A 22,634-nucleotide genomic window follows, 5' to 3' on the forward strand; every position below is an offset into this window, starting at 1 on the left:
GCTCACAACCCCTGCCAGACGGGCTTGGCGGCGTACGTCTGTCGGTAGTAGTTCGCCAGCTGGAGGCGTCCTGCGGCGGCCTCGTCGACCAGCACGGAGACGTGCGGGTGGTGTTGGAGTATTGTCGCAGGCCACAGGGCGCTGACGCCGCCCTCAGCCAGTTGGTGCACGGCTTCGGCCTTATTCTGTCCGGTGGCGACGAGCACGATGTGGCGGGCCTCCATGATGGTCGCAAGGCCCTGGGTGAGGCACTGTGTGGGAACCTGGTCGAGGTCGTCGTCGAAGAAGCGGGCGTTGTCGATGCGGGTCTGGCGGGTCAGTGTCTTGATGCGGGTGCGCGACGCCAGCGAGGATCCGGGTTCGTTGAAGGCGATGTGCCCGTCGGTACCGATGCCGAGGATCTGCAGGTCCACTCCGCCGGCGGCGTGGATGGCCTCCTCGTAGCTCTGGCAGGCGGCGGGGATGTCGGTCGCCAGGCCGTTGGGTCCCTGGACGGAGCCGGGTTCGAAGTCGACTCTGGAGGTGAACTCCTTGTGGATGACGTTGGCGTAGCGCTCCGGGTGGCCGGCGTCGAGGCCGACGTACTCGTCGAGAGTGAAGGCGCGGGCCTGGGCGAAGGAGACGTCGCCGGCGTCGTACCGGGCTGCGAGGTTGTCGTACACCGGCAGGGGAGATGAGCCGGTCGCGAGGCCGAGGACGGCGCCGGGCTTGCGGTCGAGCAGGGCGGTGACGGCGTCGCCGGCGAGGTCGCCGATGGCGTCGGAGTCGGGGAGGATGATGATTTCCATGCGTGCCTACTTCTTCTTGGTGACGGTGAACAGCGGGCGCATCGAGGACACCGGCGCGGGGGCGTCGGCGAGTTCGTCGACGGTGGCACCGCGGGCATCCATGACGACGACGGGAACGACAGTGGGGTATCCGGTCGCGGCGACCGCCGCGACATCGTAGGTGATGATCGGCTGGCCGGCGACCACGCGGTCGCCCTTGGCCGCGTGGGCGGTGAACCCCTCACCCTTGAGCTTCACGGTATCCAGGCCGAGGTGCACGAGGACGGCGGTCTTGTCGTCGGTCATGATGGCGTAGGCGTGCGGCAGCAGCTGCATGAGCTTACCGGAGACCGGTGCGACGGCCTCCATGACGTCGCCGGCGGGTTCGATGGCGAGGCCTGGGCCGACGGTGCCGGCGGCGAAGGTCTTGTCCGGGACCTCGGACAGTGCGACGGTGCGGCCCTGGATCGGGGCACGGACCAGGGTGGGTTCGGGGAGGGCTTCCGCCTCGGCGATCTCAGCGGCGGTCTCCTGCTCGACCGGCGCGACGACGGGCGCGGTGACCGGTGCAGGGGACTCGGCAGGGGCAGGCCCGGCGAGCGCGGCCTTGATCTCGTCCTTCAGGACGTCCGACTGGGTACCGAACACGGCTTGGACGTTGTTGCCGACCTCCATGACGCCGGCAGCGCCGAGGGACTGGAGTGCTCCCTTGTCCACGGTGTTCGTGTCGGCGACCTCCATGCGCAGGCGGGTGATGCAGGCATCGACACCGACGAGATTGTCGCGCCCGCCGAAGGCGGCGATGAGCTGCTCGGCGCGTGCGGTGCCGGTGGAGGTCCCGTCGGACGTCTGGGCGGCCTGGGATGCCTCGAACTCCTCATCCGGTGCACGGCCCGGAGTGCGCAGATTCCAGCGCACGATCGCGAACCGGAACAACACGTAGTACAGCACGGCGAACACGAGACCCTGCACGACGAGCAACGGAATGTTTTGCGCAGCCGGCGCAGTGCCATAGAGCAGCAGGTCGATCAACCCGGCAGAGAAGGAGAAGCCGAGGTGCACGTCCAGTAGGTTGGCAACCGCCAGGGAGAGCCCGGTGAGCACGGCGTGAATCACGTACAACGGGAAGGCCAGGAACATGAAGGCGAACTCGAGGGGTTCGGTCACTCCAGTGAGGAAGGCGGTGAGACCGGCAGCGGAGAAGATGCCGATGGCGACCTTCTTCTGCCGTGGCTTGGCGACATGGATCATCGCCAGGGCGGCCGCAGGCAGCCCGAACATCAGCACCGGGTAGAAACCGGAGGTCAATGTACCTGCGGAGGGGTCGCCCGCGGCGAAACGGCTGAGTTCACCGGTGACCAGACCGTTTGCGCCCTCGTAGTCACCGTAGATGAACCAGATGAACGTGTTGAGGATGTGGTGCAGGCCCAGGGGGATGAGCATGCGGTTGGCGAAGCCGTAGACGAAGGCGCCCAACGCGCCGGAACCCGCGATGAACTCGCCGACGGACGTCAGTCCGCTGTTGAACAGCGGGTACACGTAGGACATGGCGAAGCTGACGAACAGTACCGCCAATGACACGACGATAGGGACGAAACGGCGTCCACCGAAGAATCCGAGATACGGGGGCAGTTCGATGTCGTGGTACCTGTCGAACAGCCATGCGGTGATCAGGCCGACGATGATGCCACCGAAGACGCTGTAGTCGATCATCGCCTGGTCGCCGGCGGCATCGGTCACCCCCTCGAGGACGACGGGGGACATGGTGTCGAACACGGAGGTCATCACCAGGTAACCGGCGACGGCGGCGAGCGCAGTGGAGCCGTCCGCCTTTTTCGCGAAGCCGATCGCCACACCGACGGCGAAGAGAATGGCGAGGTTGCCGAAGAGACCGTCGCCGGCGGCGCTCATCGAGTCGAAGAATGGCCCGATGACAGGAATATCGGTGCCACCGAGCAGATCATCCTGACCGAGGCGGAGCAGAATACCTGCGGCGGGCAGCAGGGCGATGGGCAGCATGAGGCTCTTGCCGAGCCTCTGAAGCTGGGCGAATCCGGGAATGCGCAGTCCCTTACGCTTCTTTCCGGTGGCGGTGTCCGCCGTTCCGGGATCCTGGGTGGTGTGTGGGGTGGTCACGGGAGGCTCCTCGCGTCAGTGGGGGTCCGGGGCCGGTCGAGGATCGTGGGCAGACCGGAGGGACCAGTACCGATAATATTGGACTAGACCAATTGACTGTGTCAAGGGTCACGTTAAAGGAATGATTGTTTGGTCTACACCAATGCCGGTACGGTGTACTCATGAAGGTGCCCAAGTACTACCTGGTCAAGAACCAGATCCTCGAGCTCATCGCGGGTCTCGAGCCCGGGGCTGCGGTACCTACCGAGCGTGAGCTCGCCGGACATTTCGCCACGTCACGGACGACCGTGCGGCAGGCGATCGCCGAACTGGTCGCTGACGGACGCCTGGAGCGGACACAAGGGCGTGGCACATTTGTGGCATCCCCGAAAATGCTGTTGCTCCCTCAGGTGTCGTTCTCCAGCAATGCGGTGTCCCAGGGGTGGCGGCCGGGACGGGTGGTCGTGTCCGCACGCTGTGAGGAGGCGTCCGAGACGGTGCGGGAGAACCTGCAGCTGGAACCGGGCTCCGTGATCACCCGCTTCGAGGTGCTGCGCACGGTGGACGGTGAACCGCTGGCACATGAGACCGTGCACTTGCCCGGGGATCTCACGGAGTTGACGGAGCGCCTTGAGGCACAGGATTCGTTGTACCGGATGCTGGCCGCGGAGTATGACATGGAGATCGTCGAGGTCGAAGACGTCGTGGAGACGATCCCGTGCAATCCGGTGCGTGCTGACCTGCTGGGGGTGACAACCGGGCTACCACTGCTGCTGGTGCACCGCACCGGGTTCGGCAAGGGTGACAGGCCGGTGGAATGGACCGAGTCAGCGTTCCGCGGCGACCGCTACCGTTTCGTCTCACGACGAAGGCTGTAAGTGTTAGTCCTTCCGGGTCATCCGGTTGGCACGGAGCTTGGCGAGGATGCCGACGACCATCAGTAATAGGCCGGCAGCGAGGAACCGGTCGGGCAGAACGCCGAGAACTCCGAGAAGGACGATGATCAGTCCGACGAGTTCAGCTGTCCAGGCGATGATGTTCATGGTGCCGGGGTTCATGGGGCGTCTCCTCGGGTAGTGGGAATTGTTTCTTTCAGGCGCTGCAGCCATTCCTGGAGTAGCCGTGTCTCGGCAGTTCCGAGGATGTCCGGATGTGCGGCGGCAAGTTCCGCTGCTGTGGAGAGCGTTCGGTCGTCGGCGTCGTCACTCCCGGTCTCCGTGTCGGTGATCGCGCTGATGACGCCTTCGCGGACGGCGGCTGAGAGGGTGGGGTCCGGGGTGCCCTCGATGATCTGGCGGAGAGTGACCCCGATATTGGTCGCCAGGATATGGGCCTTGGCCTGCTCCGGTGGAACGGTTAATCGGCCCTGGTCGGAGGCCTGTGTTGTCAGACTGAGCAGAATTTCGTCGGGACGGGACTGGGCGGCCGGGGCATGGCCGGGCTGCACTTTTCCGTACATCAGGGCGTAGAAGCCCGGATTCGCCAGGCCGAAGTCGACGTGAGCGTCCCATCCGGTGCGGATGTCCTGGATCGGGTCGCCGGACCATTCCATGGCCTGTTTCTCGGAAATGTACATGTCGAAACCGTGCTCGACAACGGCGTCGGCAAGGCCTTGTTTGGAGCCGAAGAAGTGGTACGCCGTGGGAAGTTTGACGCCTACGACCTCGCACACTGCCCGCAGTGAGAAGTCCTCGCCGGGGGAGCGGGCGATCATGTCCGCGGCTGCGGCGATCAGCTTTTCCCTTGTGCCTGTCGACATGTCCTTGCCCATGCTGCTACGGTAGCGTACATATCATCGATATATGGCAATATATCGGCGATATGAGGGTTCTGTACACGACACAGGAAGGCACCATGACTGAACACACGCTCAAGGGAAAGAACGTCCTGATCGCCGGAGGCGGAAAGAATCTCGGAGGTCTGCTAGCACGGCAGTCGGCGGCCGCCGGTGCGAATGTGGTGATCCACTACAACTCTGACGGCTCGCGCGAGGAGGCCGAAGCCACCCTCGCAGCTGTCGAGGCCGAAGGTGTCCAGGGCGCGGTCCTGCAGGCCGACCTGACGTCGCCGGAGAACGTCGCCACACTGTTCGCAGACGCGGAGAAGGCCGTCGGGAGGATCGACGTCGCGGTGAACACGGCGGGAAAGGTCCTGCGTAAGCCCATCGTGGACACCACGGAGGACGAGTACGATTCGATGCTCGACATCAACGCCAAGGCCGCCTATTTCTTCCTCAAGGAGGCGGGTCGGCATCTGGCTGACGACGGCAAGATCATCACCGTGGTTACCGCGCTGTTGGCCGCCTTCACCGACGGCTACTCCACGTATGCAGGTGGAAAGTCCCCGGTGGAGCACTTCACGCGTGCGGCCTCCAAGGAGTTCGCCGACCGCGGTATCTCGGTGAATGCCGTCGCGCCGGGGCCGATGGACACGCCGTTCTTCTATGGTCAGGAAACGCCGGAACGAGTCGAGTTCCACAAATCGCAGGCCATGGGGAACCAGCTCACCCAGATCGAGGACATTGCGCCGATCATCAGGTTCTTGGCGACCGAAGGCTGGTGGATCACCGGCCAGACGATCTTCGCCAACGGTGGCTACACCACACGGTGACAGTGCCGGGATCACCAGATTTTATAGCTGCCGGTGATTCTGTAACACCGATATGGCGCTTCCGCTGCCCGCCGTAAGAATGGGAACCATGATTCACCTCAAGGTTCTCCGCCGGGCCGCCGCGCTGGCCCTCACCGGGATCATCGCATTCTCTGCGACCGCCCACGCGGCCGACTACCCGAGCTACTCTGGCGGCGGCAACTACAGCGTCGCCGAATACGGCGAATGGGCTCCCCCGCCATTCGGGCCGGGAGGAGTGCCCGTGCTCCAGTTCGGCCACCGGGACTACGTTCCCCGGTCGTCGAACCCGGACCAGAAGTTCCCGTTCGTGCTGATGACCGCCGGTGTAGGCGGAGACGGACGGTTCTTCGGTGAGACCTACGCCAAAAAGCTCGCCTCGCGGGGTTATGCCGTCCGCATCGGATACGGGGCGGCGAACCTCACCTTCGCGACCCCGGAGGCGCACCTCAGCAGTATCGGCCTGGAGATCACCCAGGGTCGCCCGGGGCCGCTCACGCAGAAGGCGGACTTCTCGCGCAGCGCACTCGTCGGCTATTCCGCCGGCGCGGGTGCATCGCTGTGGGCGTCAGCGACACAGGGTGGGGTGGGGGTTCTCGGGGCGAAGATACCCGGGTTCCGCCTGGCAGGAGCCGTCAACATGGGGTTGCCTGCGAACTATTATGCAGCGGAGCCCCTGGTCCCTGACAACCTTCCTGTTCTGATCATGTACGGGGAGAACGACCCCTACGGTCTCGGCGGTGTTTCCCACCAGGCGATGCATGCGTTGGCAGAACACAAGCACCAGACGATCGTCGGGGTGCGTGGAGCCGATCATCTCGGTCCTGTGACCACTGGACCGGTGGACTACCAGGGCCGCTATTTCACCCTCATGACGGCATGGCTCGACGGACAGCTGCGCGGCGACCAGGGAGCGCGTGAGGGTTTCCGGGTCCGTGATCGCGGCCTGGTTCGCCCTGACTACTACACCGTCTACGACCAGACTGCGCGAGCGCGGCGGTAGGGGCGGTTACTACTTCTTGACCGAGAACAGGCGTTTGTTGACGAATTCGTCCATACCCAACGGTCCCAGCTCACGGCCGTAACCGGAACGCTTCACCCCGCCGAACGGCATCTCCTCGGTCTCGGGCGGCGCCTGGTTGACACCCACCATGCCGGCCTGCAGCCCCTCGGCGAACTTCTCCGCACGACCCTTCTCAGTGGCAAAGACAGAGGACCCCAGACCGTACTGGGTGTCATTGGCCAGCTGCAGCGCCTCCTCATCGGAGGAGACCTTGTACACCTGCACCACCGGGCCGAAGAACTCCTCATAGTAGATATCCGAACCGACCTCGATGTCGGTGAGCACCGCTGGAGAGACAAAGAACCCCTCGGCATACTCACCACCGAGCCGCTGCCCACCGGTGCGCAGCGTCGCACCAGCATCCACGGCTGTCTTGATCTGCGCGACGATCTTGTCAGCCGCACCCTCCGACGACATCGGCCCGAAGGCCTCAAGCACATTGTCGACCTTCGTGGGATCCGACGGTGTCAGCGCACCGATGATGTGCACAGCCTCGTCAACGAACTCGTCGTAGATGTCCTCATGCACGATGATGCGCTTGTTGGAGTTGCACGCCTGACCGGTGTTCTCCAGACGGATCTCCAGCGCGTTACGGGCCGCGGCCCGGATATCGTCACTGGACAGGATCACATACGGATCCGAGCCACCCAGCTCCAACACGGCCTTCTTCAACGCCGAGCCGGCCTGCGCGGCGATCGCGGCACCGGCACGCTCGGAACCGGTGAGTGAAACGCCCTGGACCCGGGGATCCTCGATAATCGTGGCGATCTGGTCATGGGTGGCGAAGATATTGGTGTACACGCCCTCAGGCACACCGGCTTGCTCCATGATCTTCGCGATGGCCAAGGCCGACTCCGGCACGCTTTCGGCGTGCTTGAGCAGGATGGTGTTACCCAGCATCAGATTCGGCGCGGCGAACCGGGCGACCTGGTAGTACGGGTAGTTCCAGGGCATGATGCCCAGCAGCGTGCCGACGGGGCGGCGCTGTACGACGCTGCGGGATTCGGCGGTGTCCTCGAGCACGAGGTCTTCGGTGAACTTCGCGGCGTGGTCGGCGTAGTAGCGGAAGATGTCGCCGCTGAACTCTGCTTCGCCGGGGGCCTCGGCGACGGGTTTGCCCATCTCGCGGGTGATGATCGCGCCGAGTTCGTCCTGTCGTTCGGCGAACAGGTCGGCGACACGGCGGACGATTTCTGCGCGTTCCTCGATGCTGGTGGCACCCCAGGAGGCTGCGGCGTTGTGCGCGTTGTCCAGGGCGGTGCTGATGTCGGCGTCGGTGGCGTGGTCGTGCTCGGACAGGACGGTGCCGGTGGCGACGTCGATGCTGCGGTAGGCGTTGCTCATGGTGTTCTCCTTGGTCGGTTCGTGTCAGTTCTTGTCGGTGGTGGAGGTGTGCGTGCGCTCACCGAGGACATATGTGGCGACGACCTCGGCCTCGAGAATCTCCCGGGGGTCGACCTCGAGGGGGTTGACGTCCAGCTCGATGAAGTTTGCCTGGAACCCTGGTCGGATCTGACCGGTGCTGTCCATATGTCCAGCGTAGGCACCTCCGGCGGTGAGTGCAGTAAGCGCCTCAGCGGGGGTGAATGCGCGCTCCGGATGGTACGGCGGCAGGGAAGGGGACAGAGAGGAACCGCCGGTCAGGGCGATGTAGAGGTTTGGTAGAGCTTCGTGGGGCGCGGTCGGGGCATCAGTCCCCAGGGTCATCGGGATGCCTGCATCCCGGAACTTGTGCCACGGGAAGCCACGCTCTTGGCGTTCGTCACCGAGGACGGCCTTCCAGTTCTCCATGATCGCCGGATCGCTGTGGACAGGCTGCATGGAAGCGACTGTACCGAGTTCCGCCATACGGCGGATCGTGTCATCTGTGACGGTCTCGAGGTGTTCCACCCGGTGGCGGCGGGACCTGATGTCACTCCGGTTCTCTGCGGCGCAGTGCTCCAGGACCTCGATCGCGATCTCGCTGGTACGGTCGCCGATCGCGTGCATGGCGATCTGCAGACCTGCGGCATCCGCAGTGGCTGCGACGGGCTTCATTCGCTCGGCGTCCCAGATGGGATCGGCATTGGTACCGTCGGCGTAGGGGCAGCACATCGTCGCGGTCTTCGCGTCGATGACCCCGTCCATGATGAACTTCACCCCCGCAATCCGGAACCAACGGTCCTCGCCACTGGTGGAGAGCTCGTCACGGAGATCCACGGTCCGCGACACCTGGGCCTCGTTCTCGTCAAGGTCGGGCTGGGCGACCATCAGCACATGCCCGGTGATGGGGAACGGTAGCCGGCCGTCCCTGGCGAGAATCGTGCGCAGGGCGGTGATCTCGGCTTCGGTCAGCGCCATGTCGGTCACGCTGGTCACCCCGGACCTGAGGTAGGCGTCGAAGGCGAGTTCCAGTGCCTGGACGTGATCCTGCGGAGTGCTGATCCGCTCGAGGAAATCACGGGCGTACTTGCGCCCGGCGGTCTCGTAGAGCAGACCGGTGGCTTCGCCCGCGGCATTCCGGGCGATTTCACCGCCTACGGGGTTGGGGGTGTCACGGTCGATGCCTGCTTCACGCAGTGCCGCCGAGTTCACCCAGGTGGAGTGCAGGTCATTGGCGTCGAGGTAGACGGGGATGTCGGGGAGAACCTCATCCAGCATCGCCGCAGTGGGGTGGGTGTCGCCGACGGAATCGAAGAGCCAACCGCCGCCGAGCACACGCGGTGCCCCGGGATTCTGGTCGAGCCATTGCAGGAGACGGTCCTGGATCTCCCCGAGCGTCTGGCAGTCGCGGAGTTGTGCTTTTCCGAGAGCGGTGCCGAACGAGGCCAGGTGGGTGTGTGAGTCGATGATGCCTGGGGCGATGAAGCGGCCCCGGAGGTCGACTTCGGTGACGGTCTTTCCGACCACCTCCCGGACACGCTCGACTGAGCCCACAGCACTGAATTTCCCGTCGGTGACTGCGAAGGCTCCGGTGGTGGTGCCGTCGGTGTCTGCAGTGAAAACGGTGGCGTTGGTGTAGATAGTCGTGGTCAAGGTGATCTCCTATCGGGTGGCGGTGTCGGGAAGCGGCTCATTGACGGTTGCGGAGTCCTTGCGGACGCGATTACCTGCCATGACGACATACGAAGCGGCAGCGACGATCATGCCTGCTGGAATGGACAGGTCCATTCCCGTCAGAGCGGACAGGGGACCGACGAAGACATCCGTGTTGATAAACAGAGCGGAGGCGACACCACCGAGGACCAGGCTGAACAGGCCGGGCCAGTTCCAGCCGTTTCGGTACCAGTAACGACTTGTCGGTGTCTCGTCGAACAGGTTCGGGTCGTTGTACCGGTTTCTCCGCAGGATGACATCCGTGACGTAGACGGCGATCAAGGGTGCTGAAGCGATGATCACGAGCTGAAGGAGCAGGGAGACGGAGGTGGTGAAGTCGTAGATGGCGACCGACACGATGGTCAGGACGGTGCCGATGACGGCGATGATCAGAGTGGAAGGGATCCTGCGGATGGGGATCCCCAGAGCCTGGAGCGACAGGCTGGCGCTGTAAGTCGTCATCCCGTTCAACCCGATAGCAGCGACAATGACAGCGATCGTGAAAATCGGGAAGAACCAGGAAGGAAGCCCGCTGTCGAAGGCTCCCATCGGGTCCCCGACCATGTCGAAACCTGCGCCGGTCGCAATCAGGGCACCAATCATCGTGAAGAGGATGCCGGGCAACGCCCCACCGAAGGCTGTGGCTCCGGCGGTCTTCCATACTGGAGTCGACCGGGGCAGGTAACGCGCCATGTCGGGACTGTTGATGAATGACAGCGGAGTGGAGCCCAGGATGGTGACCCCAATGGTCATCGTGGCGACCAGTGATGTTCCACTGAGTTTTTCGGTGGGCTCGTAGCTGAAGTCGAAATGCGGGAACATGAATATTGTCGCCGCGAGAAAGACAACCACCAGGCCGTTGGCTACGTAGGGGTAGAGCCTGGTGATCAGTCCGTGTCCGTAGATTGCGACGAGCACGGTTATCAGTGCGATGACGATGACGACGATGATGCCGACCAGTTGAGTCGAAGGAACTCCGACCCGACTCAGAAGTCCGAGTCCGTTGACCGAGGCCGATGACCATGTCAGCGACAGGTACACCGCAGCTAGAAGCCAGCCGTAGAGGCCGACGATGACCTTGTTTCCACGTAGACCGTAGAACGCGCGGCTGACTACTGAGCCGGATGTACCGGACGCCGGACCACTGATGGCGATGACGCCGACAAACACCCAGCACAGGGATACAATGAGCGAGACCGCTACAGTCTGCACCAGGCTGAGTCCGAGTCCGGCGACCATCAGCGCTCCCATGGTGATGGTGAGGAAGCTGATGTTGGGGGTGGCCCACACCCAGAAGAGTGAGCTCGGCTTGCCGCCTCGTTCTTCATCAGAAATGTACTCGATGCCACGGGATTCGGGCCCGGACAGCGAACCCGTCTCGTCTACCCCGGTATCCGTAGGCCCGGTCTCGTGTGGATCCACGGGAGTAGTGGTGGGTTTCGTGGTGCTCATGGTGTCACCTCTCTGAGGGTGTGCTGGGGGTGGTGCGTTCTGGTGGTGTTCGACGGGTCCGGACCGGTGCTGTTGCCTCGATCTCGGCGCCGAACCTGAGCAGTCGGTTGTCGTCCCAGGCCCGCCCGGCGATGGTGAGTCCGACCGGCATTCCTTTGTCCGCGGTGATTCCCATCGGCACCGTGACCGTGGGGATGCCGAGGTGGCGGGGGACGAGATTTCCGGTGGCGACCCAGACCCCGTTACGCCAGGCGGCGTCTGCGGAGGACGGGGCGGTGTCGGCGTCAGCCGGACCGATATCCGCCATCGCGGGGAATATCACCGCGTCGAGTCCCAGGTCATCCATCCAGTTCTCGAGATCGACGCGCCTGGTCTCCTCGAGCCCACGGACACCGTCGGGCAGTAACCTGAAGCTGGAGTTGTCCGTGAGGTCGGAGGGACCGGTGTAACCCAGCCTCGCGATGAGCGACGGGTAGGTGGCGATATCGTCGTCGAATCCGTCGTAGCGGTCGGGGAGGGCCCCTTCAGGATGGGGGAAGATCCGTGTTCCGTCGACGTCGGCGAGGGAGTGGAAGGAGGGGGCTCCGTTGGCCTGCAGGAAATCCTCCCACGACCAGGCTGCGAGCGCGCTGACCTCCATATCGAGGTAATCCGCGCTGACCAGCCCGCGGGTGGAGATCGTGGGAGCTCCGGGACGATCACCCTCGTAGTTTGTGACAACCGGGAAATCCACCTCGATGACGGTGGCGCCGGCGGTCTCGAGGTCCGCCCGCACCGCCTGCCAGAGGGCGATGACAGCCGGAGATGTGGTGATCCGCTGCCCCATAGGGCCTCCGACACCGACGTCGCCGGTGCGGTCACCACCGGTTCCCGCTGCTTCGTCTGCGTTGACGTACATCGTCGGGATTCCGAAACGGACCCCGGTCAGTCCGTGAGAGCCGTCAGCGACATCCCGGTAGGACGAGGGCCGGATCTCGGAGGACGCCGGAATGTCGATCCACGGCTGCATACGCCAGAAGTCGCCGCGGGTGGTGTGGTCGTCGGCGACGACGACGTCCAGCACCTCAGCCATGTCGGCCATGGACCGGGTGTGGGGTACGACGACGTCCATGGTCGGTACCAGCGGCCAGTTGCCGCGGGTGGAGATCACTCCACGTGACGGCGTGTAGGCGCACAACGCGTTGCAGGACGCCGGGGCCCGTCCGGACGACCATGTCTCTTCACCCAGGCCGAAGGCGGCGAACTCCGCCGCGGTCGCACTTCCGGATCCGTTCGATGACCCGGAGGCGAACGCGCTGGTCAGGTAGTCGGGGTTGTAGGGGCTTTCCGCGCGGCCGTGGAGGCCGCGCTGCATGCCGCCGTTCGCCATCGGCGGCATGGTGGTCAGCCCTATCAGGACCGCACCACCGTTGCGTAACCGCTCGATGGTGAACGCGTCTTTCTGGGCAACGAGGTCGGCGAAGGCGGGGGACCCCGCCGATGCGGTCAGCCCACGGGCGAGATAGGACTCTTTCGCGGTGTAGGGAATACCGTCCAGCGGTCCGAGGGTGGTGCCGGAGCGGCGGCGCTCATCGGAGGAGCGTGCCTCGTCCAGTGCACCGGGGTTGTCGACGATGACCGCGTTGAGCGGGACGCCGCCGTCGCGGGCACATCCGTCCTCGCGGGACGGATCGGGGCGGTCGAACCGTTCGATCCGCTCACGGTACGCTTCCACGAGTTCGACGGACGTTGTGGCACCGCTTTCGAGATCGGCGCGGAGTTCGGCGATGGACTTCCCCGTCACATCGTAGACATCAGACATTCCGCACCGCCGGCTGTTGCTGAGTGATGCAGTGGATCCCACCGCCGAACGCGAAGATGTCGCGGGCGTCGACGAGTTCCACCGTGCGACCGGGGTAGGCCTCGGCAAGAATGCTCCGTGCTCGCTCGTCGGCCTGTTTCTCACCGAAGGCGCACAGGATGACTGCGTTGTTGCAGACCAGATGGTTGATATAGGAGTAGTCGACCCAGCCCTCCTCGTCCCGGAGGACATCGGGTGCCGGGAGGTCGACGATCGTCAGGGGGTTCCCGTTCACGTCAACGGCGGATTCCAGGACGGTGCGGAGTTCCCGGGTGACGTCATAGTCCGGGTGGTCAGGGTTGTCCTGGCGGTGCAGCAGGACATGGCCAGCCTCGGTGAACGAGGCGACGATGTCGACGTGGCCCCTCGTCCCGAATCCGTCATAGTCCCGGGTAAGACCACGGGGCAGCCAGATCGCGTGCCTGGTTCCCAGGCGGGCGTGGACCTCCTCCTCGACCTGCCCCTTGGTCCACCCGGGGTTCCGGTCCGGGTCGAGCTGGACGGAATCGGTGAGCAGCACGGTGCCACGACCGTCGACATGCAGTCCGCCGCCTTCGCCGACCAACGGTGAGTCGTCGACGGGGATGTCGGCGGTGGCAGCGACGGTGGCGGCGAGCCGCGCGTCGTTCTCCCAGGCGGCCCAGGACTGTGCGCCCCACCCGTTGAAGATCCAATTCACGGCGCGCAGTGAGCCGTCGACGTCGTGGACGAACGTGGGCCCGGAATCGCGGATCCAGGCATCATCGAGTGGTGCGGTGACCAGGCTGATGCCGGTGGCGCCGGTGAGCATGTCGCGGGCGGTCTGTTCATCGTCAGGGTCAGCGACCAGGGTGACCGGCTCATAGAGTGCGACGGTGCGGGCGACCCGGGCCCAGGCGTCACGGGCACGGGCGAGGGTGTCGGATCCGTCGGGGCCGAATGTGTCGTTGGCGGTGGGGAACGACATCCAGGTCCGCTCGTGCGGTGTCCATTCTGCGGGCATGGTGGTCGTCATGAGATCGGCTCCTCGGCGACGTCATCGAGGACATCGGCATTGTCGCTGGTGGATTCGGTGACGGGAAGGGTTTCGCCGCGGAAGAACGCAGGGTGCAGCACACGCGTCCAGATCATCAGGACGACACCGATGAGCAGCACTCCGACACCGAGAATGAAGACCATGCCGACACCGGCGATCGAGTTCCCTGACCCGTAGTCGGGGTCGAGTGAGTCCACCGCGGTCTGCACGAACATGACCAGCAGGATGACCCCGCCGATCAGCGGAAAGAGGAAACGGAAGATGATGCTGCGTGCCGAAACGAAGAGTTCCTTTCGGAAGTACCAGACACAGGCCAGAGCGGTGATGCCGTAGTAGAAGCAGATCATCAGGCCCAGAGCGGTGATCGTGTCCCAGAGAGCATTCTCACTGATCAGGCGGGTGATCGTGTAGAAAGCGCCGGCGGCTACCGCCGAGGTGATCGTTGCGACGGACGGGGTTCGGAACCGTGGGCTGATCTTCGAGAACACCGGGGGCAGGGCCTTGTAGTAGCCCATCGCCAGGAGCGTTCGCGACGGGGAGATCATCGTGGAATTCAAGGAGGAGAAGGACGAGGTCAGCACCGTGATCGACATGAGGATCGCGAACGGTCCCATGATGGGACTCGCAAGCGCGGCGAACAACGATTCCTGGTTCTCCGGGTTACCTGCGCCAAGTCCCTCTGTGCCGGTACCAGCCCATGCAACAACGCCGACGGCACACAGGGTGTAGATCGCGATGATGATCAGGACAGTGATGGTGGACGCCCGGCTGGCGGTGGTTTTCGGGTCCTTGGTTTCCTCGTTCATGGTCAGGGTTGTGTCCCATCCCCAGAACATGAAGATGGACAGGGAGATCCCTGCCGCGATCACGGAGAAGTTCTCAATGCCAGCTGGGTTGAACCAGTCGAGGCTGACCGGGGTGGGATCGAAGGAGCTGCCGTTGTTCGCCTGGACGATCGCGGAAACCGCGAAGGCGGTGAGCACCACGAGTTGGATGGCGACGAGGACGTACTGCAGCATTTTGGTCGAGCCCAGACCCCGGTAGGAAATCCAGGCGGCGATAGCGATGAAAACAAGGGTGGTGGGAATGTTCACCCAGAGATTCCGGGTGAGGTTGGCAATGTCGTCGTTGCTGAAGATCTGGCCGAGCAGGATATAGAGGAAATCCACGGCGACGGCGGCCAGGTTCGACAGAACGATCACCGTGGCGGCGATTAACCCCCACCCGCCCATCCAACCGACCCACGGAGAGAATGCCTTAGTCGCCCACGTGAATGATGTTCCAGAATCAGGGAAACGGGAATTGAGCTCCCGGTAGCCGAACGCCACGAGCAGCATCGGCAGAAAACCGAGAATGAGGATGGCGGGTACGTGGGCACCGACCTCGGCGATCGTGGGACCCAGTCCCGAGGTCAGCGTGTAAGCAGGGGCGATGCAGCCCACGCCGATGACGACAGTGCCGAGGACACCGATCTGCCCCTTGGCGAGACCTTTGTCGTGGGGAGCCGCGCTGGCCGTGACGCCACCTCCGGTGGTGTCTGTGGTGTGTGTGGTCATGGTGTCAGCCCTCCGTGACGGGTTCGGTGGGGTCGGGGGCAGGGGCGTGGAACGAATAGCCGGACGGGATGACGATCACCGGTACTGGTGCCACGCGCAGCATCTTCGTGGCTGTCGAGCCCAGAAACATACGTCCGCGGGACGCCAGGCGGGAGGAGGCGACGAGAACGATCTCGTCATCGTGCCAGGTGAGTTCAGCCATTGCACCGGGGACGTCACGGCCGGTGGCGATATGCGTTGTGGCGCGACCTGATTCCACGAGTTCGGTTGCATCCTCCGCCAGACGCTTCGTGGCGTAAGTCTCGAGGTCGTCGAGGACGTCGGTGGTTATCTCGGACTGGTCATCCGGCACCGCTTTGTCGGCGACGTCCAGTGTCACCAGGGACACGAGTCGGAGAGGGATGCCGCGGTTGCGGGCGGTGACGATCGCCTCGCCGATAAGGTCGGTGACGCCGCGCCGGGGGCCGAACATGGCAGTGACGTGCCCGAGCGGGCCGGGGTGGTCGTAGCCTGCCGGAGCCAATGCCACCGGGACGTGGGAGGCGTGCAGCAGGTGGGAGGCCATTGTTCCCAGTCGGTGCCGGCGAAGAAGCCCACCGGGGCGGGAACCGGTGACGATGAGTCCAGCTCCAAGACGTCGGGTGGCGGCTAGAAGTCCTTCGGGGGCAGATTGAGCGGGGACAAGCAGGGTAGAGCACCGGACATCGTCGGGGACGGTCATCGCCGCTTCGTCGAGCCACGTCTGCAGCTGACGGTCGCGGATGCGTCCGTAGCTCTGGTCGAAAGGTTGGGCGGCGGTGAAGGCGTCGTCCTCGGGGGCGACCATCACGAGGTACAGGTGGGCGTCACGTTCCCGGGCAATCGCTATGCCGAGACGCAGGGCGTCCTGTCCGGTGGACGTCGCGCTGTAGCCGACGATGATGTGCGCGGTGGTCATGGCTCAGAGTCCTTCGATGATGCTCTTCGCCACGGATTCGCCGATGCGCACCGCACCGTCGACGTGCTGGTATCCCTCGGCGGCGATGTCGGAGCAGGCGTAGTGGATCGGACCGGTCGGCTGGTTCTGCAGGTGGCCCCAGCGGTGGAGTCCGCCCAGGTCGTAGCTGGTGGCGTAGGCGCCCCGGGTCCACTCCTCGGCGGCCATGTCGGACAGGTAGAAGGCGATGGGGTTCATGGCCTCCGGGCCGAGGTAGTCGGCCATGGCGGAGAGGATGGCCTCCTTGCGCTCTGCCTCGGGCAGCGCCCACATCTTCTCGGCGTAGACGTCGGAGATGAACCCGACGAGTGTGCCGTTGGTGTCCTCCACCGGAGTTCCGTCCGGGCCGGCCTGGACGTTGGTGTTGTCGTAGACCTCCTGCACCAGACGTCCGCCGCCGAAGGACGTGCCGGACAGTCCTTTGTCGCGCCAGAACGGCGTCTCGTAGACGGCATGGACCTTGATGACCAGACCCATGGAGATGTGCTGGTGCGCGATGTGCTGCTCGCGAGGCATCGGAGGGACGAACTGGATACGGTTGTACAGGTTCGGTGGAACAGCCAGCACCACGTTCTTGGCGTGGACCGTCGCGCCGTCGGCAACCACGGTGACGTCGCCGGCGGCGCCGTTGTCGCGGACGCCGTTGCGTACGTCGGCGCGGATGTTGTTGGCATCGTCGGCGGTCGACGGGTCAACTTCGTGCCAGGTGACCTCGCGGACCGGGGAGGATAGGACGATGTCACCACCGAGCTCACGGATCTTTTCGGCGAGGGTGAGTGACACCGACTGCATGCCACCGACCACACGCTTGTCGAGGATGAAGTCCTCGTCAACGAGATTGGAGAAAGAGCCGGCGGATGCGGCCATGAGTACGGCCTGCAGCGTGGAGAAGGCGTACGACGGCTTGGTGAGCATGCCCGAGGCGACATAGATCGAGACGTTGTCGATGGCCTCCTGGTCGTCGCTGTGCTGGCTGAGCCAGTCGCGGAACGGGACGGTGTCGAGCTCCTGCGCACGCGCGGCGGCCCAGGGGGCTTCAGCGCCGACCTCGAGGACGAGGTCGTCCATGAGTTTGATCAGCTTGTCCATCTCCGCCTCGGTTTCGGAGGAGCAGGGGAGGCGGTCACCCTCGTAGGTGTGGCGGGAGCCGTCGGGGGAGACGTACACGGACTTGCCCTCGCGGTAGCGCTGGTAGGTCTCCAGCCCGAGTTCGTCAACGAGGTCGCTCAGCCGCGTCTGGTCGGGGGAGATCCACTGGCCACCGATCTCGATGAAGTGGGGGTTGTCGTTCTCGTCGAGGACGTGGCCGTTCCAGGTGCGGCCGCCGACGCGGTCGCGGGCCTCCAGGACGGTAACGGACTTGCCGGCTTTGACCAGGGTGTAGGCAGCGGTGAGACCAGCGGGGCCTGCGCCGATGACGACGACGTCACGGTCAACAACCGCTTCAGGGGTGGTGTGGCTCATGAATGTGTCCTCCTTGTTAAATGAATCACGTTCGTTTACCGTGACCGTACATCCCCCACTGTCGGAGCGCCAGACCTGTCGCCGGAAAAACAGTGCATCTGTCATCTCCCGGAGGAGGGTGTCATTTCGCTTCGGCACCCGTCACCTGGGACAATGCTGAGCGTGGTGGTGTCGTAAATTATTCGGTGATATTTCCGGTCCGGGACACACTGGATGGCGTACAGATCGGCAGAGAGGGCTGAAGTAGTTGTGACGGAGGAACAGTCGATGCCAGGCTCAGGTCGGACAGGGCGGGCACGGCGGGCCGGTCGGCCGTCTGCGCCGGTACTCGACCGTGGGCGCATTGCCGATGCTGCACTGGCCATTGTCACGGACGAAGGGCAGTCGAGGCTCACGATGAAACGGCTGGCGGATCGTCTGGGGGTGTCGGTCTCCGCCCTCTACAATCACATCGCCAACAAGGCGGACCTGTTGCTGCTGGTGGAGGACGCGGTGATGTCCCGGGTGGATGCGTCCGCACTTGGGGAGCTCGTCGACGCGCAGAGCCCTGCCACGACGTTGCCGGATGCATTGCGGTCCTGGGGGCGATCGTACCGGGACGTTTTCGCGGCATACCCGGAGCTTGTGCCCCTTATCGCCACGATGCCGGTCTCCGGTGCCCCCGCGACGCGGCGAATGTACGAGACGGTGGCGGCGGGGCTGGTGGCGGCGGGAGTCCCCAGGGCGCAGGTGGTGACTGTGATCGTCTCCTTCGAATCCTTCCTGTATGGCTCGGCGATGGATGCCAACGCTCCGACGGAGATCTTCTCCTCAGCGCCGGAGGAGTCGGACGCGCCGACGTTCCAGGCGGCGGTGGGGGCATTCACTGCGCGGGTCACGGACGCCCCGTCCTGCGCAGTGAACCCCTATGCCGACGATCCCTTCGAATGGGGACTGCAGGCACTCGTGGACCGCACGGTGGCGATCGCCCATTGATTCGCGATGCGCAACAGGCTGCATTGAAGTTGTGATCATTTCCTTCCGGCACAAAGGACTCCGGCGGTTCTATGAGTCTGGGAGTGTCGAGGGCATTCAGCCACGACATGCTAAACGGTTGAGGTTGCAGTTGTCTGCACTCGAATCCGCGGCTCTCATACAGGATCTCGACCTTCCCGGTTGGCGTCTGCATCCACTTCTCGGAAACCGAAGAGGACGTTGGTCAATCCGGGTAAGCGGTAGCTGGAGAGTTACATTCGAGTTCGATGAAGGGAACGTACATGTGCTCGACTACGAGGACTACCACTGAACCTTTAGTCAGGGACGAAAGGATGAGGAGAATGACGATGCATGCCCCGGCCCATCCGGGTGAGTTCATCACCGAGACGTATCTCGAAGAGCTCGGTCTCAGCGGGCGTCAACTCGCGGCAGCCTTGGGTGTCGCACCGTCCACGGTGTCGCGGCTTCTGCGCGGCGACAGCGGTGTCACCGGTGAGATGGCGGTGAGGCTTTCCGCTGCCCTCGGCACCTCCCCGGAGCTGTGGATGAATATGCAGAAGAACTATGACCTCTGGGAAGCGTCACAGCGTGTCGATGTCACGCAGGTTCATGCACTGTGGCGGGCACCGGGCGCTGAAGGTTCGCCGGATTCTCCGGACAGCCGCATCACGGGCGGTGCCTCATAAGTCGGACCGCTCACCGTCGCGTCACCGACACCAGCAGCAGCTCGGCACGGACGACCGGATCGTTCAGGTCCACTTCGCAGATCGTCGCGATACGGTCCAGGCGCGACCGCACCGTATGCCGGTGGACCCCCAGAATCTCTGCGGTTGTCGCCACCCGGCACCCGCTACGCAGCCAGGTCGCCAGCGTGGCCTGCAACCCGTCCTCGGCCGAGGCCAGACGGTCGATGGTCTCCGAGGCCCGCTGGTCCAGTGCGGCCCGAACATCCGGTTGCTCCAGCCAGTCCGTCCCTGCTTCGTATGGACCGACATGAGTGCCTGGCGCCAATGTCCGCGCCGCGGTTTCGAGTCGCTGCACTCGTTCCAGGGTCACATTGTTCCAGGACATGGGTTCCCCGACCGCGATGCGTACCCGGGACGCGCTGTCGCCGAACCCTGCTGCGATGGCGTCCACCGCCCGCGTCCCCCGGAACAGGAACAGCGCGCTCGCGGTATCCAGGGCCGTGCCCGGCAGGTCAGTGACGAAGAGGTGGCTGCCGGTGTGGGACGCCGCCTGGTCCGCTGCGGTGACGGCCCGGTCCAGGTCGGCGCGGCGGTCCGCCGCCACGACCGTCGGGCGGACCAGCCCTTCGCCGTCCGATGCTTCATCAAGCACCCGTCCCATCGACTGCTCTCCGCCGTCCAGGCCCAGTAACAGTTGCAGTGCCAGGGCGTTCAGCTCGGTGCGGCTGCGGCGCAGGTACGCGGGGCGCTGGAGGAGGATGTCCGCGAGGCCGGCAGCATGCTTGATCACCGACCTGTCGTGTGGACTGAACGGATGGCCGGCGACCATGGTAATCAGATGGAACCTGTCTCCTTGTGGGGTCATACGCTGGGTGATTCGCCACCGTCCGTCTGAATCGTCGACACCACTGGCGCGTTGTTCACGGGCGACGGTTACCGCCGACTGTCCCGTACGGTTATGGTGCCCGTGCAGGCGGCCGTCACTGTCTGTGACGGCTACGGCGGCGTCCAACTGGCGGGCGGTGACCGTCAGGAGTTCGTCGAGACCGCCACGCACGGCAGCGGCGCTGAGCTTCTCCTGGGTGACAACCAGCCCTTCCTGTTCGCGGCGGCTGCGTCGGGCACGCTCCTCCGTCACGGTGTTGAGTATCGAGATGAACGCCGTGTGACGCGGAACCTCAAAGACGGCGATGCCGTACCGTCGCGCCGCCTGAATCAGCGAACCCGGAACAGTAGGGAAGAAGAGGCCTGTGCCGAATCCGATCGCCGTGACGTCAGCTTCGGCGAGACGATCGACGTAGGCAGGGAAGGGGTCGTCGTCCGTCGTGGGGTGCGACGTTTCCCGGGCGAGTGCTACCCCGACGGTGAGGACGACCGCCCGGGGCTGCAGGAACTCCCGGGGATCGGTGAGCTCGGTGGGCTGGATGACCGAGAAAGCGGCGTCTGGGTCGTCTGTACTAGACGTCGGACGCAGGTCGAGTGCTCGCTGGGCGCGGAGCCACCGCAGGGGGATGTCGTCGTCCATGGCCTAACTGTACATACTGGAAGAGAAAGTTCGCCGTATTGTCCATGTCGCTCAGATCACGTTCCGGCGCATAATGGCATCCACGAACACCGGAAGACCGATCCCGAACAGAATGACAAGGAGACTCCCGATGAAGGACCTCAGCTACCGCCTCCCGCAGGAACGTACACTCGTCACCTCCGGCCCCGGCCCCGAGAGCACGGCCCTGGCCGCGCGCCGGGATGCCGTCGTCCCCCGGGCGGTGACCCCGAACCTGCCCAACTACATTGTTGACGCCGACGGCGGAGTCCTCGTCGACGCTGACGGGAATTCCTTCGTCGACTTCGCCTCCGGCATCGCCGTTACTACCGTTGGTGCTTCCAACCAGGCAGTGGTCGACGCCGTCAGCGACGCGGCCTCACACTTCACCCACACCTGTTTCATGATCTCGCCCTACGAGTCGTACATTCGTATCGCCGAGAAGCTGGCGGAGATCACCCCGGGTGACCACGACAAGCGAGCCGTGCTGTTCAACTCCGGTTCCGAGGCAGTGGAGAACGCCGTGAAGATCGCCCGTAGCTACACCGGGCGCAACGGTGTGGCCGTCTTCGACCGCGCCTACCACGGCCGTACCAACCTGACCATGGCCATGACCGCGAAGAACATGCCCTACAAGTCTGGCTTCGGCCCCTTCGCTTCCGAGGTCTACCGCGCGCCGGTGTCCTACCCGTTGCGTGACGGACTGACCGGACAGGAAGCCGCCGAACGGGCGATCACCGCCCTCGAGCAGCAGGTCGGCGCGTCCAACCTGGCGTGTGTCGTCATCGAGCCGATCCAGGGTGAGGGCGGATTCATTGACCCTGCCGAAGGTTTCCTGCCGGCACTCGCGGACTGGTGCCGCGACAATGACGTCGTTTTCGTCGCCGACGAGATTCAAGCCGGCATGTGCCGCACCGGCGACTGGTTCGCCTCCGACCACGAGAACGTCGTCCCCGACCTCGTCACCATCGCCAAGGGCGTTGCCGGCGGTATGCCGCTCTCGGCGGTCGTCGGCCGCGCCGAGATCATGGACGCACCGCATCCCGGCGGACTTGGCGGTACCTACGGCGGTAACCCTGTCGCCTGCGCCGCAGCGCTCGCGGCCGTCGACCAGATGGAGACCCTCGATCTCAACGGTCGGGCGCGGGAGATCGAGTCGATCGTCCGCGACGTCCTCGAGCCACTGGTCGGGGCCGAGACCGGCCTCGCCGAGGTCCGGGGCCGCGGTGCGATGATCGCCCTTGAGTTCACCGATGCCGACGGGCGTCCCGACGCCGCCACCACCAAGGCCGTGGCCGACGCCTGCAAGAAGCAGGGTGTGCTCATCCTGACCTGCGGAATGGACGGCAATGTCGTCCGGCTGCTCCCGCCGCTGGTGATCACTGAAGACCTGCTCAGGGATGGTCTCGGCGTGCTCGCCGACGCGATCCGCGATAACGGTGTAGGCAAGTAGACGAGAGAAACAGGAGGAAGAACTGT

At 64.5% G+C, this 22,634-nt stretch carries 20 protein-coding genes; 7 read left to right on the forward strand and 13 right to left on the reverse strand.

Going from position 1 to position 22,634, the window contains the following annotated elements:
- Window positions 1–2: 2 nt before the first annotated feature.
- Together nagB and CGLY_RS18070 are read right to left on the reverse strand one after the other, a co-directional pair.
- Window positions 3–788: a glucosamine-6-phosphate deaminase gene (nagB, locus tag CGLY_RS01475; RefSeq protein ID WP_038545499.1), complete on the reverse strand. Its 786-nt coding sequence runs from the start codon at window positions 786–788 to the stop codon at window positions 3–5.
- Window positions 789–794: 6 nt separating this feature from the next.
- On the reverse strand, window positions 795–2,903 hold the full coding sequence (locus CGLY_RS18070; RefSeq protein ID WP_227590334.1) for a glucose PTS transporter subunit IIA: 2,109 nt from the start codon (window positions 2,901–2,903) through the stop codon (window positions 795–797).
- Window positions 2,904–3,064: 161 nt separating this feature from the next.
- Here CGLY_RS18070 and CGLY_RS01485 point away from each other — a divergent pair, with 161 nt between their 5' ends.
- Complete coding sequence (locus CGLY_RS01485; RefSeq protein ID WP_038545502.1) at window positions 3,065–3,760, forward strand: GntR family transcriptional regulator; 696 nt, start codon at window positions 3,065–3,067, stop codon at window positions 3,758–3,760.
- A gap of 3 nt (window positions 3,761–3,763) precedes the next feature.
- Here CGLY_RS01485 and CGLY_RS17505 read toward each other — a convergent pair whose 3' ends face one another.
- The gene (locus tag CGLY_RS17505) at window positions 3,764–3,940 is read right to left on the reverse strand and encodes a hypothetical protein (RefSeq protein WP_158407359.1); all 177 of its coding nucleotides are present in this window, start codon (window positions 3,938–3,940) and stop codon (window positions 3,764–3,766) included.
- Window positions 3,937–4,653: a TetR/AcrR family transcriptional regulator gene (locus CGLY_RS01490; RefSeq protein WP_038545505.1), complete on the reverse strand. Its 717-nt coding sequence runs from the start codon at window positions 4,651–4,653 to the stop codon at window positions 3,937–3,939. Before CGLY_RS01490 ends, CGLY_RS17505 begins: the two co-directional genes overlap by 4 nt.
- A gap of 83 nt (window positions 4,654–4,736) precedes the next feature.
- Between CGLY_RS01490 and CGLY_RS01495 the strand changes: the two genes are divergently transcribed.
- Together CGLY_RS01495 and CGLY_RS01500 are read left to right on the forward strand one after the other, a co-directional pair.
- Window positions 4,737–5,492, forward strand: a complete 756-nt coding sequence (locus CGLY_RS01495; protein WP_038545508.1) for an SDR family oxidoreductase — start codon at window positions 4,737–4,739, stop codon at window positions 5,490–5,492.
- Window positions 5,493–5,580: 88 nt separating this feature from the next.
- On the forward strand, window positions 5,581–6,513 hold the full coding sequence (locus tag CGLY_RS01500; RefSeq protein ID WP_038545511.1) for an alpha/beta hydrolase: 933 nt from the start codon (window positions 5,581–5,583) through the stop codon (window positions 6,511–6,513).
- A 9-nt stretch (window positions 6,514–6,522) separates the two neighbouring features.
- Here the strand turns inward: CGLY_RS01500 and CGLY_RS01505 are convergent, their stop codons facing one another.
- From CGLY_RS01505 to CGLY_RS01540, 8 genes are read right to left on the reverse strand one after another with little or no spacing between them, the layout of a single operon-like run.
- Entirely contained in the window at window positions 6,523–7,917 is a 1,395-nt protein-coding gene (locus tag CGLY_RS01505) for an NAD-dependent succinate-semialdehyde dehydrogenase (protein ID WP_038545514.1), read from the reverse strand.
- A 24-nt stretch (window positions 7,918–7,941) separates the two neighbouring features.
- Window positions 7,942–9,588: an amidohydrolase gene (locus tag CGLY_RS01510; protein ID WP_038545517.1), complete on the reverse strand. Its 1,647-nt coding sequence runs from the start codon at window positions 9,586–9,588 to the stop codon at window positions 7,942–7,944.
- Between the two features lie 9 nt (window positions 9,589–9,597).
- Window positions 9,598–11,100: a purine-cytosine permease family protein gene (locus tag CGLY_RS01515; protein ID WP_081803726.1), complete on the reverse strand. Its 1,503-nt coding sequence runs from the start codon at window positions 11,098–11,100 to the stop codon at window positions 9,598–9,600.
- Window positions 11,101–11,104: 4 nt separating this feature from the next.
- Complete coding sequence (locus CGLY_RS01520; protein ID WP_038545520.1) at window positions 11,105–12,901, reverse strand: amidase; 1,797 nt, start codon at window positions 12,899–12,901, stop codon at window positions 11,105–11,107.
- Window positions 12,894–13,934, reverse strand: a complete 1,041-nt coding sequence (locus tag CGLY_RS01525; protein ID WP_038545523.1) for an agmatine deiminase family protein — start codon at window positions 13,932–13,934, stop codon at window positions 12,894–12,896. Before CGLY_RS01525 ends, CGLY_RS01520 begins: the two co-directional genes overlap by 8 nt.
- A complete protein-coding gene (locus CGLY_RS01530) occupies window positions 13,931–15,511 on the reverse strand; it encodes an APC family permease (RefSeq protein WP_052539442.1) in 1,581 nt (526 codons plus the stop codon). Before CGLY_RS01530 ends, CGLY_RS01525 begins: the two co-directional genes overlap by 4 nt.
- Before the next feature lie 4 nt (window positions 15,512–15,515).
- A complete protein-coding gene (locus CGLY_RS01535) occupies window positions 15,516–16,448 on the reverse strand; it encodes a universal stress protein (RefSeq protein WP_038545526.1) in 933 nt (310 codons plus the stop codon).
- Window positions 16,449–16,451: 3 nt separating this feature from the next.
- Window positions 16,452–17,951 (reverse strand): flavin monoamine oxidase family protein, encoded by a 1,500-nt coding sequence (locus tag CGLY_RS01540; RefSeq protein ID WP_038550848.1) that lies wholly within the window; start codon window positions 17,949–17,951, stop codon window positions 16,452–16,454.
- A 267-nt stretch (window positions 17,952–18,218) separates the two neighbouring features.
- Here CGLY_RS01540 and CGLY_RS01545 point away from each other — a divergent pair, with 267 nt between their 5' ends.
- The 3 genes from CGLY_RS01545 to CGLY_RS01550 are packed head-to-tail and all read left to right on the forward strand — an operon-like array spanning window position 18,219 to window position 19,612.
- Window positions 18,219–18,926: a TetR/AcrR family transcriptional regulator gene (locus CGLY_RS01545; protein WP_038550849.1), complete on the forward strand. Its 708-nt coding sequence runs from the start codon at window positions 18,219–18,221 to the stop codon at window positions 18,924–18,926.
- Window positions 18,859–19,236, forward strand: coding sequence for a type II toxin-antitoxin system RelE/ParE family toxin (locus CGLY_RS17035; protein ID WP_227590335.1), 378 nt, complete (start codon window positions 18,859–18,861; stop codon window positions 19,234–19,236). The genes CGLY_RS01545 and CGLY_RS17035 overlap by 68 nt, the downstream gene beginning before the upstream one ends.
- A 31-nt stretch (window positions 19,237–19,267) precedes the next feature.
- Window positions 19,268–19,612 (forward strand): HigA family addiction module antitoxin, encoded by a 345-nt coding sequence (locus tag CGLY_RS01550; RefSeq protein WP_052539443.1) that lies wholly within the window; start codon window positions 19,268–19,270, stop codon window positions 19,610–19,612.
- Window positions 19,613–19,622: 10 nt separating this feature from the next.
- Here CGLY_RS01550 and CGLY_RS01555 read toward each other — a convergent pair whose 3' ends face one another.
- Window positions 19,623–21,137 carry a helix-turn-helix domain-containing protein gene (locus tag CGLY_RS01555; protein ID WP_038545529.1) on the reverse strand — a complete coding sequence of 505 codons (1,515 nt, stop codon included), beginning with the start codon at window positions 21,135–21,137 and terminating at the stop codon, window positions 19,623–19,625.
- A 130-nt stretch (window positions 21,138–21,267) separates the two neighbouring features.
- Here CGLY_RS01555 and gabT point away from each other — a divergent pair, with 130 nt between their 5' ends.
- Window positions 21,268–22,608: a 4-aminobutyrate--2-oxoglutarate transaminase gene (gabT, locus tag CGLY_RS01560; RefSeq protein ID WP_038545531.1), complete on the forward strand. Its 1,341-nt coding sequence runs from the start codon at window positions 21,268–21,270 to the stop codon at window positions 22,606–22,608.
- Window positions 22,609–22,634: the final 26 nt, after the last annotated feature.

Origin of the sequence: Corynebacterium glyciniphilum AJ 3170, assembly GCF_000626675.1 — a bacterium.
Lineage (GTDB): Bacteria > Actinomycetota > Actinomycetes > Mycobacteriales > Mycobacteriaceae > Corynebacterium > Corynebacterium glyciniphilum.

What these genes read in the sequence shown, in the direction of transcription:
- nagB (WP_038545499.1), bottom strand. Translation starts at nt 788, where the DNA reads ATGGAAATCATCATCCTCCCCGACTCCGACGCCATCGGCGACCTCGCC.
- CGLY_RS01485 (WP_038545502.1), top strand. Translation starts at nt 3,065, where the DNA reads ATGAAGGTGCCCAAGTACTACCTGGTCAAGAACCAGATCCTCGAGCTC.
- CGLY_RS17505 (WP_158407359.1), bottom strand. Translation starts at nt 3,940, where the DNA reads ATGAACCCCGGCACCATGAACATCATCGCCTGGACAGCTGAACTCGTC.
- CGLY_RS01490 (WP_038545505.1), bottom strand. Translation starts at nt 4,653, where the DNA reads ATGGGCAAGGACATGTCGACAGGCACAAGGGAAAAGCTGATCGCCGCA.
- CGLY_RS01495 (WP_038545508.1), top strand. Translation starts at nt 4,737, where the DNA reads ATGACTGAACACACGCTCAAGGGAAAGAACGTCCTGATCGCCGGAGGC.
- CGLY_RS01500 (WP_038545511.1), top strand. Translation starts at nt 5,581, where the DNA reads ATGATTCACCTCAAGGTTCTCCGCCGGGCCGCCGCGCTGGCCCTCACC.
- CGLY_RS01505 (WP_038545514.1), bottom strand. Translation starts at nt 7,917, where the DNA reads ATGAGCAACGCCTACCGCAGCATCGACGTCGCCACCGGCACCGTCCTG.
- CGLY_RS01515 (WP_081803726.1), bottom strand. Translation starts at nt 11,100, where the DNA reads ATGAGCACCACGAAACCCACCACTACTCCCGTGGATCCACACGAGACC.
- CGLY_RS01520 (WP_038545520.1), bottom strand. Translation starts at nt 12,901, where the DNA reads ATGTCTGATGTCTACGATGTGACGGGGAAGTCCATCGCCGAACTCCGC.
- CGLY_RS01525 (WP_038545523.1), bottom strand. Translation starts at nt 13,934, where the DNA reads ATGACGACCACCATGCCCGCAGAATGGACACCGCACGAGCGGACCTGG.
- CGLY_RS01530 (WP_052539442.1), bottom strand. Translation starts at nt 15,511, where the DNA reads ATGACCACACACACCACAGACACCACCGGAGGTGGCGTCACGGCCAGC.
- CGLY_RS01535 (WP_038545526.1), bottom strand. Translation starts at nt 16,448, where the DNA reads ATGACCACCGCGCACATCATCGTCGGCTACAGCGCGACGTCCACCGGA.
- CGLY_RS01540 (WP_038550848.1), bottom strand. Translation starts at nt 17,951, where the DNA reads ATGAGCCACACCACCCCTGAAGCGGTTGTTGACCGTGACGTCGTCGTC.
- CGLY_RS01545 (WP_038550849.1), top strand. Translation starts at nt 18,219, where the DNA reads ATGCCAGGCTCAGGTCGGACAGGGCGGGCACGGCGGGCCGGTCGGCCG.
- CGLY_RS17035 (WP_227590335.1), top strand. Translation starts at nt 18,859, where the DNA reads ATGCCGACGATCCCTTCGAATGGGGACTGCAGGCACTCGTGGACCGCA.
- CGLY_RS01550 (WP_052539443.1), top strand. Translation starts at nt 19,268, where the DNA reads ATGACGATGCATGCCCCGGCCCATCCGGGTGAGTTCATCACCGAGACG.
- CGLY_RS01555 (WP_038545529.1), bottom strand. Translation starts at nt 21,137, where the DNA reads ATGGACGACGACATCCCCCTGCGGTGGCTCCGCGCCCAGCGAGCACTC.
- gabT (WP_038545531.1), top strand. Translation starts at nt 21,268, where the DNA reads ATGAAGGACCTCAGCTACCGCCTCCCGCAGGAACGTACACTCGTCACC.